The sequence below is a fragment of the Clostridium acetireducens DSM 10703 genome (genome assembly GCF_001758365.1).
Classification (GTDB): Bacteria; Bacillota; Clostridia; order Clostridiales; family Clostridiaceae; genus Clostridium_C; species Clostridium_C acetireducens.
The window spans coordinates 1-11,825 of sequence record NZ_LZFO01000029.1 but is presented as its reverse complement, the minus strand read 5'-3'; the positions used below and the strand labels follow the sequence as shown (position 1 = coordinate 11,825).

Annotated in this window: 11 protein-coding genes; 4 read left to right on the top strand and 7 right to left on the bottom strand. The window is 25.9% G+C overall.

Translation table 11 applies throughout. The features are described 5' to 3' along the window. Nucleotides 1–169: 169 nt before the first annotated feature. The 3 genes from proB to ltaE all read left to right on the top strand — a co-directional run bounded on the left by proB (nucleotide 170) and on the right by ltaE (nucleotide 3,769). Entirely contained in the window at nucleotides 170–1,309 is a 1,140-nt protein-coding gene (proB, locus tag CLOACE_RS08935; protein ID WP_070110764.1) for a glutamate 5-kinase, read from the top strand. Nucleotides 1,310–1,322: 13 nt separating this feature from the next. Then, nucleotides 1,323–2,606 (top strand): glutamate-5-semialdehyde dehydrogenase, encoded by a 1,284-nt coding sequence (locus tag CLOACE_RS08930; RefSeq protein WP_070110763.1) that lies wholly within the window; start codon nucleotides 1,323–1,325, stop codon nucleotides 2,604–2,606. Between the two features lie 134 nt (nucleotides 2,607–2,740). Then, nucleotides 2,741–3,769, top strand: a complete 1,029-nt coding sequence (gene ltaE, locus CLOACE_RS08925) for a low-specificity L-threonine aldolase (RefSeq protein ID WP_070110762.1) — start codon at nucleotides 2,741–2,743, stop codon at nucleotides 3,767–3,769. A 64-nt stretch (nucleotides 3,770–3,833) separates the two neighbouring features. Here the strand turns inward: ltaE and CLOACE_RS08920 are convergent, their stop codons facing one another. From CLOACE_RS08920 to CLOACE_RS12060, 6 genes are all read right to left on the bottom strand, one after another. Further along, nucleotides 3,834–4,346 carry an NUDIX hydrolase gene (locus CLOACE_RS08920; RefSeq protein WP_070110761.1) on the bottom strand — a complete coding sequence of 171 codons (513 nt, stop codon included), beginning with the start codon at nucleotides 4,344–4,346 and terminating at the stop codon, nucleotides 3,834–3,836. 127 nt (nucleotides 4,347–4,473) lie between these two features. Then, complete coding sequence (locus CLOACE_RS08915) at nucleotides 4,474–5,163, bottom strand: hypothetical protein (RefSeq protein ID WP_070110760.1); 690 nt, start codon at nucleotides 5,161–5,163, stop codon at nucleotides 4,474–4,476. Nucleotide 5,164: 1 nt separating this feature from the next. Next, nucleotides 5,165–5,830, bottom strand: coding sequence for a tetratricopeptide repeat protein (locus CLOACE_RS08910; protein WP_139141322.1), 666 nt, complete (start codon nucleotides 5,828–5,830; stop codon nucleotides 5,165–5,167). Between the two features lie 112 nt (nucleotides 5,831–5,942). Further along, nucleotides 5,943–6,743: a hypothetical protein gene (locus CLOACE_RS08905; protein ID WP_070110758.1), complete on the bottom strand. Its 801-nt coding sequence runs from the start codon at nucleotides 6,741–6,743 to the stop codon at nucleotides 5,943–5,945. A gap of 18 nt (nucleotides 6,744–6,761) precedes the next feature. Further along, on the bottom strand, nucleotides 6,762–8,366 hold the full coding sequence (gene ggt, locus CLOACE_RS08900; protein ID WP_423230265.1) for a gamma-glutamyltransferase: 1,605 nt from the start codon (nucleotides 8,364–8,366) through the stop codon (nucleotides 6,762–6,764). Nucleotides 8,367–8,521: 155 nt separating this feature from the next. Beyond that, nucleotides 8,522–9,352 carry a methyl-accepting chemotaxis protein gene (locus CLOACE_RS12060; protein WP_070110757.1) on the bottom strand — a complete coding sequence of 277 codons (831 nt, stop codon included), beginning with the start codon at nucleotides 9,350–9,352 and terminating at the stop codon, nucleotides 8,522–8,524. A 292-nt stretch (nucleotides 9,353–9,644) separates the two neighbouring features. On the opposite strand from CLOACE_RS12060, the gene CLOACE_RS08890 reads away from it, so the two are divergent. Continuing rightward, nucleotides 9,645–10,244, top strand: coding sequence for a type II toxin-antitoxin system PemK/MazF family toxin (locus CLOACE_RS08890; RefSeq protein ID WP_070110756.1), 600 nt, complete (start codon nucleotides 9,645–9,647; stop codon nucleotides 10,242–10,244). Nucleotides 10,245–10,516: 272 nt separating this feature from the next. Here CLOACE_RS08890 and CLOACE_RS08885 read toward each other — a convergent pair whose 3' ends face one another. Next, on the bottom strand, nucleotides 10,517–11,656 hold the full coding sequence (locus CLOACE_RS08885; protein WP_070110755.1) for a VanW family protein: 1,140 nt from the start codon (nucleotides 11,654–11,656) through the stop codon (nucleotides 10,517–10,519). Between the last annotated feature and the right edge of the window lie 169 nt (nucleotides 11,657–11,825).

Sequence of the window (11,825 nt, the reverse complement as noted above, 5' to 3'; positions counted from 1 at the left end):
TTTTAAACTAATTTATATAAATATAAAAGAAAACTTTGTTATAAATAAAAATTTATTTATTAAAACAATACTTTATATGTCTAAATATAGTGTTTTTATATTTAATTTTATTATTAAATTATGCTATTATATAAAGTATGTAGTTCTAAAATAAGTAAGGAGATTAGATATGGAAAATAAATTTATAAGAAAAAATTATATTAAAAATATAAAAAGAGTTGTAGTTAAAATTGGCACTTCTACATTGACTTATAGCAACGGATTACTAAATTTAAATAGAATAGAATTATTAGTAAGACAGTTATCTGATCTTCATAATAGAGGTATAGAAATAATACTTGTTTCTTCTGGTGCTATTGGAGCAGGTATAGGAAAATTAGGTCTAAATTCAAAACCTAAAACTATACCAGAAAAGCAAGCAGCTGCAGCTATTGGTCAAGGCATATTGCTACACATGTATGAAAAAGTTTTTTCTGAGTATAGCAAAACTATAGCTCAAATACTTCTAACAAGAGAAGACATGATGGATAGAACTAGATTTTTAAATGCTAGAAATGCTTTATTTACTTTATTAGACAAAGACATTATACCAATAATTAATGAAAATGATGCTATAGTTGTAGATGAAATAAAATTTGGAGACAATGATACTTTATCATCTTTAGTATCCAGTCTTGTAGAAGCAGATTTACTTATTATATTATCAGATATTGACGGACTTTACGACTGCGATCCTCATACAAATAAATCTGCTAAATTATTTGATTTAATAGAAAAAATAACACCTGAAATTGAAAAAATGGCTGGAGGAGCAGGTTCAAATTTAGGTACAGGAGGAATGGCTACTAAAATAAAAGCTGGTAAAATAGCTACATCTTCTGGAACTGATATGGTTATTGTTAATGGTTCACGTAATAATATATTACAATCTGTTTTAGATGGTGAAAATGTAGGTACTTGGTTTAAAAGCAAAAATGCACCTTTAGCTGCAAAAAAACGTTGGATAGCCTTTAATAGCAATATAAAAGGAAATTTAATTGTGGATAAAGGAGCCTGTGAAGCTTTATGTAGCTGTCAAAAAAGTTTATTAGCTTCAGGAATTTTATCTATAGAAGGTACTTTTGACAAAGGTGAATCTGTTTCTATTAAAGATGAAAATAATAAAGAATTAGCACGAGGGCTAGTAAACTATAATTCTAAAGAATTAAATCTTATTAAAGGACTTAAATCTTGTGAATTTGAATCAAAAATAAATCACAATGATTATGATGAAGTTATTCATAAAAACAATTTAGTATTAATGAAATAAAGGAGGAATAATTATGGATAATAATAACATGAAAAATTACATCGTGGAAAAAGCTAAATTATCTAAAGATGCTGCAAGAGCTTTATCTAGTATTAGCACAGATTTAAAAAATTCTGCTCTTTTAGCAATGGCTGATGCTCTTTTAGAAAAAAAAGATGTAATAATAAAATCTAATAGCTTAGATATAGAAAACGGCAAAAATAAAGGATTATCTCAAGCATTGCTAGACAGACTTTTATTAACAGAACAAAGAATAATAGACATGGCAGAAGGTTTAAAACAAGTAGCTTCTCTTCCAGACCCTATTGGAGAAGTTATTAAAATGTGGAAAAGACCTAATGACCTTCAAATAGGTCAAATGAGAGTTCCACTAGGTGTTATTGGAATTATATATGAAGCAAGACCTAATGTTACTGTGGATGCTGCTGCTTTGTGTATAAAATCTGGCAATGCAGTAATATTAAGAGGTGGTTCAGAAGCAATAAATTCAAATAAAACTATAGCATCTATAATCTCAGAGGCTGCTGAAAAAGCAGGTCTTCCACAAGGTTCAATTCAACTTATAGAAATAACTGATAGAGAAGCAGTAAATATAATGCTTAAATTAAATAAATTTATAGATGTACTTATTCCAAGAGGTGGAGCAGGACTAATACAAAATGTGGTAAATAATGCTTCTATTCCTGTAATACAAACTGGTGTAGGTAATTGCCACATATATGTAGATAAAGATGCTGATTTATCTATGGCAGAAGCTATAGCTATAAATGCTAAAACTCAAAGACCTGCCGTTTGTAATGCTATGGAATCTTTACTTATACATAAAGATGTAGCTGAAAAATTTTTACCTGCTGTAGCTAAGAGTTTAACTTCCCTTGGAGTAGAATTAAGAGTTTGCAATAAAGGTATAGATATACTAAATAAAGAAAGTATAACTGAAAATATAAAAAGTGCATCAAAAGAAGATTGGAAGATAGAATTTTTAGATTTAATATTAGCTGTAAAAATTGTAGATTCTTTAGATGAAGCTTTAGATCATATATATAAATATGGAACAAAACATTCAGAATCTATAATTACAAACAACTATTTAACTTCTCAAAGATTTTTAAAAGAAGTAGATGCTGCTGCTGTTTATATTAATGCATCTACACGTTTTACTGATGGATTTGAATATGGATTTGGAGCTGAAATAGGAATTAGTACTCAAAAGCTTCATGCAAGAGGTCCTATGGGATTAACTCAATTAACTACTATTAAAAATATAGCCTATGGAACTGGTCAAATAAGAAAATAAAAATAATAAATGCTAATTTAATATTTAAATATTAAATTAGCATTTACATTATTAACATAACTATTATTCTTTCTATATTAAAATAAAATATGTAATATAAATTAATTTATATTACTATACTGGGAGGTATATATATGAATTTTATAGATTTAAGAAGTGATACTGTTACTAATCCCACAGATAAAATGAGAGAAGCTATGTTTAAAGCTGAAGTTGGCGATGATGTATATGGTGATGACCCTACCATGAAAGCTCTTGAAGAATATGCAGCAAAAATTTGTGACAAAGAAGCTGCATTATTTGTTCCTAGTGGCACTTTTGGTAATCAACTTGCACTATTTACTCATTGTAATAGAGGTAATGAGGTTTTGCTTGGAGAAGATTGTCATATATTAATGCATGAAGTAGGTGCTTCTTCTGTAATAGCTGGAGTCCAATTAAGAACTATAAAAAGCCATAAAGGAGAAATGGATTCAAAAGAAATTGAATTAAAAATTAGAGAAGAAAATATACATTTCCCTGAAACTGGTCTTATCTGTATGGAAAATGCTCATTCAAATGGTAGAGTATTATCTTTAGAAAATATGTCCAAAATATATAATATAGCAAAAGAACATAATATACCTGTTCACTTAGATGGTGCAAGACTTTTTAATGCCGCTGCTTATCTTAATGTAGAATCTAAAGAAATAACTAAATATTGTGATTCAGTAATGTTTTGTGTATCTAAAGGATTATGTGCACCTATAGGTTCTTTGCTAGTTGGCAATAAAGATTTTATAAATAAAGCTAGAAAAAAAAGAAAGCTTATGGGTGGAGGTTTAAGACAATGTGGCATATTAGCCGCTGCCGGCATTATAGCTTTAAAAGATATGACTAAAAGAGTAAAAGAAGATAATGAAAATGCAAAATTATTAGGTAAAGAATTGTCAAAAATTCCTGGAATAAAAGTCAATTTAGAAGATATTCATATTAATATGGTGTTTTTTAATATAGATGAAACAGGATATGATAAATTAAAATTTGTAGAAGAACTTTATAAAAAAGGAATTAAAATTAATGCTGAAGAAGATGGCTTTATAAGATTTGTAACTCACTATTGGATTAGTAAAAAACACATTTTATATATTATAGAATCTATTAAAGAAATTCTTTCAAAATAGCAAATTAATAAATAATTAATGAATGTGCATTATTGATAATATACAAATAATGCACATTTATTAATTATTTATCTTTTAAAGAGCATAAATAAAAATATGACATTACAGTTTTATCATCATATATTACTCCATTTTTTATTTTATGTTGAAATTCTTCAAAAGGCATCCATTTTACCTCGCTTACATCATCATCGTTAACTTTATTTGTCTTCAATTCTTCCTTATTTATATGAGCTTTAAAAATATGCATAGTACTTGCACTAAATCCCATTATAGGTTTATATGATATCACTTTTTTCAATTCTTCTTTTTTTATTTTTAATCCTGTTTCTTCTTCTATTTCCCTTACTAAGCAATCTTCTGAACTTTCTCCTTCAATATCAATACATCCTGCTGGTATTTCTAAAGTTTCTTCCATAACTGCTGGTCTAAATTGTTTAACTATTAATATATCTCCAAATTCATTTAATATAATAGCAGAAACTGCATCATAATTTTTTATTATTTCATATTCTCTATTATTTACTTTTCTCTTATGTAACTTTAACCATCCATCATATATAACTCTGTCATTCATATTTATTCCCACCTTTAAAATAAATTATCTAATAAATATTTTGCTACACTTATGTAGCTTTATACTTATATTTTATATATAAAAGACAAAAAGATTATTTAATCCTTCTGCCTTTTATAAAATAACTTTAAAAATCACTTTCTATATTCATGCTTTTTATTAACTCTATTTTTTTATTATAAATTTCTTTTCTTTCTTCTATTATAATTTCCATAGGAGTTTTATTATCAAATTCTTCTCTTGGAGTTACTTGCCATGCTCTTAATACTTCTATAGCAGCTATAATGGCAGATCCTTTTGTGTAAAATTGCCTATTCTCCATAATTAAAGTTAATTGTTTGTTAAAATCAACTAAAAGCAAATTTTCCACTTTTCCTCCGCCAGCCCATACAAGTTCAGGAGTAAGCCCACTCCAAAATTCAGATTTTACTTTTTTCCACTGTTCTATAGCTTTATTTTTATCACATTTATCTTTAATTAAGTTTTTTAAAATCTCATCCATATCTTCTTTTATTTCTGGATTAAATAAATTAAGAACTCCTCCAGTTTTTGAATAAACACTATTATATATAAATTCTGTCTTATCTAAAGGTAATTTTCTAATATAATCATCTAATATTATGGTTCCTTTAAGTTCTGGAGCTATCTTAACAACACATTCTGCACTTTTATTTATTAGAGCATGTTCATAAAAACTTTTATTATTCAAATTAACTTGTACTTCATTTATTGAATTTTCTATTTGTATTGAAAGAATTTTTGACGCTACTTCTTTAGTAGGCACCCATATATCTCCTGCATTTTTTACTTTTGACATATTAAATAGCTCCTTTCAACTTTTCTAATAAATTTTTTGCTTCCACGTAATCAGGTATTTCAACTATAGATTTTTCTAAATACTCTTTAGCTTTTTCTAAATTTTTAGATATATTTATGTTATAAACAGCAATATTATATAGTGCTTTACCTTTTAAATTAAAATTTTCATTATAAGTTTCTTTATTATTATCTACAACTAATTGGTAATAATATTCAGACTTATCAAACATTCCTAATAAATAATATAAAACTCCTAAATTATAACAACAACTTAAATCTTCTTTTTTTAATTTCAAAGCATTTAAAAATTTATCCTTAGCTTTAAATAAATCTCCATAATATCTTAATAAAATATCTCCCATAATACTTTCTGTATAATAATTATCTTCATACTTTTTTAATTTTTTATAATATTTTTCTGTTTTTTCTACACTTCTTTTTTCTACCGCTTTAGAAAATAGGTACATGTAACACGCCCATTCCAATTCATTACCTTTTACATATGTATTTATATAGTTATCTAAGTATTCTTTTGAAGACTTATTTTTTGCAAATTCCATAGATATAATGTTACTACAATTTTTTTCATTTATATCAATACCATAATTTTGTTTTATTTTAGACTGCAATGGTTTTAGCGATACTTGCTTTGCAACTTTCATCATAATTTCCTCCATTCATTTTTTAAATATTTGCACTAATGATTATTTTAACATAAAATTTATATTTTCACGTATTTTATACTATAATTATACATAAGCAAAAGCACTTAATAATCTAATCTTCCCATATAACAGTGCAATTTTCATTACTATCTATTCCAAAAGTAGAATATAATTTTATAGTTTTCCATATTTTTAAATCATCTTCAAATTCCATTTTATCATATTCATAATAACCCTCAGGACAAAAATCAAACATAATATGAGTGTACAATCCTCCTGAAATAACTTTATTTGGATACTCTGATATTGCATCATTATATATTTTTTTCAAAAACTTATTAATACTTTCTTTATCTTCTATAGACTTTAAAAACTTCAAGTAATTTTCAGGATTATTTATATCAATTATAATACATATACTTCCATCTTTATTTTCTGATACATAATAATTATCTATATTAACTTTTATTTCATTGGCAATATAATGTCCAAAGTTATTTTTTAAATGAATTCTATATTTATCATAAGTCATTTGTTCTTTTATAGTAAATTCTTTTACATAATCTGTTATTAAATTTAATCCCCTTTCAGCCATTAAATCTTTTTTAACTTTTAATAAATATGTTTCTCCTGGTTTATATCCACCTTCAGGAGGCTTCACTTGTAATACTTTTTCATTATATCCCATTTCTACTTTCACAGGTACTAAATTATCTTCACTATCTAAAACTACTATATTATTATCAATATTTCTAAACATAACTGGCTTATTAAAAATTATATTCCAAATTTTATTTGGATTATTTATAGTTTCGGCCAAGCACTTTTTAGGCATAAATAAATTACATAAAACTAAAATAATAGGAATAAATATTGACATCTTTTTTAAAACTTTTTTATTAAAAATATACACAAAAATCACTCTCCCCAATTACCATACTGCAATATTTCCATCCGCTCTACTTTCAGTTCCACCGCATAATACACCATTATTATCTCTCCATATAATTTGTCCTCTGCCATAAATATCAGGCTCCAATGTAATATTTATTTTGTGTCCCATTAAATTTAAAATCTTTGCTATATGTATAGGAAAATTATTTTCTATATTAACTTTAGCATCTACTTCCCAATTAAATCTTGGTGCATCTAAAGCTGCTTGAGGATTTAATCCAAAATCTATAGAATTCATAATTACTTGGACATGACCTTGAGGTTGCATGAAAGCTCCCATTACTCCAAAAGGACCTATAGCTTTTTTATTTTTAGTTAAAAATCCTGGAATTATAGTATGGTAAGTTTTTTTACCTGGTTGCAAATAATTACAATGTTTACTGTTAAGAGAAAAATTATTTCCTCTATTTTGTAAGCATATACCTGTTTCAGGCACTACTAGTCCTGAACCAAAATCTGCATAATTACTTTGTATATACGACACCATATTTCCTTCTTTATCTGCTGTAGCTAAATATACTGTTCCTCCTTCAGAGGGGATAATCTTTCTAGGAATATATGCTTTATTAGTTATAAGTTTCTTTTTACTTTCAGCATAAGATTTAGAAAGCAACTGTTCAATACTAATATTCATGTATTTAGGATCCGTTATATATTTTAATCCATCTTCAAAAGCAATTTTTATAGCCTCAATTTGCTTATGATATGTATCAATAGATTCTTTTGAATTAAATTGAAAATCATTTAAAATATTCAAAGCCATAAGAGCTATTAATCCTTGTCCATTAGGAGGCATTTCCCAAATATCATATCCTTTATAATTTATACTAACAGGTTTTATCCATTCTGGTTTATATTTTTCTAAATCTGATTTTCTAATATATCCTTTATACTTTATAGAAAATTTATGTAATTTATCTGCCAAATCACCTTTATAAAAATCCTCTCCATAAGTTTTGCCTATAGAAATTAGTGTTTCTGCCATAGACTTACAAGACCAAATTTCGCCTATATTAGGCGACCTACCATTTATAGTAAATGTTTTAAACCAATGACTATATTCTTCATCTTTATATTGATTAACAAATACATTATATACTTTATTCCAATTAATTGCTACTGTTTGGGAAACTGGATATCCTTTTTCAGCATATTCTATGGCTGGTTGTAATACATCTATTAATGGTAATTTACCAAATTTCTTAGATAAGCTAGACCATGCTGCAGGAATTCCTGGTACTGTTACAGGTAAAAATCCTCTTTTAGGAATTTTTTTATAACCTTTTTTTATTAACATATCTCCTGAAATACCCTCCGGTGCTGGTCCACTTGAATTTAAGCCATATAATTTATTTTTATAATGCACAATTGCAAAAGCATCTCCTCCTATACCATTAGATGTAGGTTCTACTACTGTTAAACAAGCTGCTGCTGCAATAGCTGCGTCTATAGCATTTCCTCCTTTTTTCATTATATCAATACCACTTTGAGAAGCTAAAGCACTAGTAGAGCACACCATTCCATTTTTAGCATACACAGGGTTCCTTGTAGAAGGATAAGGATTAGATATAGCTTTATACATATTATTCATTCCTTTCATAGATTAATTAAAAATAAAATTAAATCTATATAAAGAGTTATTTGCTTTTATAACTATATTTTATCTTGTAGCTATAATAACTAAATTAAATTGATGTAACACTTCTATAATAAAATAAAGCAACAAAACTTGCTGCTTTATTTTAATTTATCAATAAATTGATTTATATTTTTTGCACTATTATTTATATCTTCTAATGTTGATGATATTTCTTCTGTAGCAGCTGCTTGCTCTTCACTTATTGCTCCTGCATTTTCAACAGCTTTACTTATTTCAATTACTGCATCATTCATTTGTTTTAAAACTTTTTGTATAGTTTTAACTGAATCTTGACTTTGATTAGCAAGTTTTCTTACTTCGCTTGCAACTACTGAAAATCCTCTTCCATGTTCCCCTGCTCTTGAAGCTTCAATAGCCGCGTTAAGTCCTAGCAAATTTATCTGAGATGCAATATTTTCTATAATTTTTAAAGCATCATTGGTTTGTTTTGTTCTCTCTATTGTATTTTGAACTAATGCCACAGATTTCTGTCCTGATTCTGCTAAAGAAGAGGCTCCTTGTGCTACTTGTTCTACACTTTGTGCAGCTTGATTTGTTAAATCTGCTAAATTTTTTATACTATAAAATAATTCATTATTGCTTTGCATATCAATTCCAGTACTTATAGTGCCTATTACTCTTCCTTTTTCATCTTTTATAGGAGTAGCCATAGTTTTTATACTTCTTCCATATACCTCTTTTGGTACATCTTCTTTAATATCTCTTCCTGTTTCTAAACACTTTTTTAAAAAATTAATATTTTCTATTTTTTTACCTACTTCTAATAAATCTAATGAAAAAGTATCCGGTTGTATGCACGCTATATATTTTTCTGTATCTGTAATGCCTATAGCAACATCATCGCTTATTATTTTTTTAAAATAAGGTATTGCTTTTGAAACGCATTCTAATATTTCATTTTCGCTCATATTTTATTCTCCTTTATTATTTTGTCTTTACTTGATTTTTAAATATTATAAATAATAATATTGTTAATAATAACTATTTCTATATTATATACAATTTTCCTTCTTATTTTTTTCAAAAAATTAATATTATTTATACTATAAGGTAACATATATTATATAAGTAATAATATAAAAAATTAAAGTGCCAAATCCTTGGATTAATAGAAATATATTTTACATAATAATAAATTTTTAGTATTATAATATTAGTGTTAAAGTATACTAGACACAACTTACGAATGAAGGTGAAACTATGAAAAAAACTTTTCAAATAAAAAAAATGAAGAATAAAGAATTAAGTGAATATATAGAAACAACCAAATCAAAAATTAAAAAAACTTTAGAAACTTATGAAATATTAATTAATAAAAAATTAGAACAAATTACTTCTATAAATGACTTAAAAAAACAAGCTTTTTCTTTAAATCATTTATATAATTATTCTACTTGGATAAACACACAAATGAAAATTGAAGACAAAGTTCCTGAAAGAATTCACATTATACCTAAAAGAGGTGAAATCTGGACTTGTGAATTAGGTCAAAATATAGGTTCTGAAGAAAATAAAATACGACCTGTAATTATAATTCAAAATGATACTGGAAACGAAAAATCTCCTACCACAATAATAGTTCCTATATCTAATAGAAGCAAAAAAATAGCAGTACATATAGAACTTCGTGAAACAGATTATAAACTAGAAGATGGTGAGAAAAATAAAATTACAGGTACAGTTTTAACAGAACAAATAAAGGTTATTTCAAAAGCTAGACTTGGTCGGCATATAGCTACTTTAAATAATAACTTTATGAAATTGCTAAATTTAAAAATTAAAAATTCTTTAGAACTATAAAATTTATAAAAAACTTTGTAAAATATATTGATTTATTGTACTTTAAATGTTAAAATTATTTTTGTGTGGTTACATACCTAGTTAAGACTAGGAGATTCTATTTCATATTCTTCTTTTAAAAATTTAAACAATTTTACATAAAAATTTTTATCATACCTGGTTCGGATCAGGATATTATATAACATATACTTACATAATAAACAAATACTAGATAAAATAAAAGTATGTAATTTAAAAATTACATACTTTTATTTTATCTAGTATTATTAATATTATCTGTGACAATAAATATTAAATACAACAGAACCTGCACTAGTATATCCTTCTATATATATAGGATACTGACGTGTATTTTTAAATTTGTAATCTATATTACCATAATCTACAGTAGCATCCATTCCCTTTGGAACATAATTTACTGGCAATGAATGATGTGTTCTTTCAACTGTCTGCATACCTGCTCTAACTGCTGTATTGTATAAAGTAGAAGATACTTGGCATATTCCTCCACCAAGACCTGCCTCTACATGATCTCCTATTATAACTGGTGCTGCTTGATATCCTCTAGCTGCTGTTCTTTGTCCAACTATATCATTAAAACTAAAAATATCTCCAGGCATTATTACCGTTCCATTTATTGATTTAGTAGCTATAGATATGTTGTTTGACCTTTGTGGAGAAGATATAGAAGCAAAATGTGTTGAAAATGAAGCTATTTGATAATTAACAGTATACAGTTTATCTGATGTTATATTAGGTAATACTTCTTTAGTTGCACCATTAACCTTTACATCAGAATTTTCATTATTAAGAATAGCTTGTTTTAAATCCTTATCTAACTTTTCATTTTCTAATTTAATTCCTTTTTGTCCATTTATAATAGAAAAATTTCCTCCATTTTTAATCAATTTAGCATTTATAGGATTTTTATTTACTTCATATTGTATTTTTTTAATAAAGTCTTTTACATTATTTTCATTATAATTAAACTTTAATTTATACGTTTTATTTTCTGGATTTTTTATTAGATTATATCTTTTAAATAAGTTTAAATTTTTTCCATATTTAAATGCATCATTCACTACTTCATCAATATTATAATTAGGATTAATTTTTAAATAATCTAATTCATATTTATTATCATTAATAATAACATAAATTTTTCTTTTTGAATTTATATTTTTTATTCTTTCATTTACTGCCTTTTTTGCCTCTTCTTTTGTTTTCCCTCCTACTTTAACATCCTGTATTATAACACCTGGATATATTAAATCATTCCAGTACTTTGTTTTATTGTAATGATAAGTTACATAAGCAGATATTACACCAGCCAAAATTATAAACATACAAATAATTACAAATTTAATTGATTTTTTTCTTGATTTAGCTCTTCTTTTCTTCAATTGAATCACCTCTTTTCATTTCCTTTATAATTATACTATTAATATTTAATTGAGGAAATTGCACAATTAAACTTCCTCAATTATATTTAAAAATCATTACTTTTTGTTAATAATTAACTATTTTGTTCAGAAAAAGATAATAGCAAAGCTAAGGTGCTATTGCACCTGTGGATAACTT

Excerpts from the sequence above, each read along its gene's own strand:
- proB (WP_070110764.1), top strand. The coding sequence starts at position 170 with ATGGAAAATAAATTTATAAGAAAAAATTATATTAAAAATATAAAAAGA.
- CLOACE_RS08930 (WP_070110763.1), top strand. The coding sequence starts at position 1,323 with ATGGATAATAATAACATGAAAAATTACATCGTGGAAAAAGCTAAATTA.
- ltaE (WP_070110762.1), top strand. The coding sequence starts at position 2,741 with ATGAATTTTATAGATTTAAGAAGTGATACTGTTACTAATCCCACAGAT.
- CLOACE_RS08920 (WP_070110761.1), bottom strand. The coding sequence starts at position 4,346 with ATGAATGACAGAGTTATATATGATGGATGGTTAAAGTTACATAAGAGA.
- CLOACE_RS08915 (WP_070110760.1), bottom strand. The coding sequence starts at position 5,163 with ATGTCAAAAGTAAAAAATGCAGGAGATATATGGGTGCCTACTAAAGAA.
- CLOACE_RS08910 (WP_139141322.1), bottom strand. The coding sequence starts at position 5,830 with ATGATGAAAGTTGCAAAGCAAGTATCGCTAAAACCATTGCAGTCTAAA.
- ggt (WP_423230265.1), bottom strand. The coding sequence starts at position 8,366 with ATGTATAAAGCTATATCTAATCCTTATCCTTCTACAAGGAACCCTGTG.
- CLOACE_RS12060 (WP_070110757.1), bottom strand. The coding sequence starts at position 9,352 with ATGAGCGAAAATGAAATATTAGAATGCGTTTCAAAAGCAATACCTTAT.
- CLOACE_RS08890 (WP_070110756.1), top strand. The coding sequence starts at position 9,645 with ATGAAAAAAACTTTTCAAATAAAAAAAATGAAGAATAAAGAATTAAGT.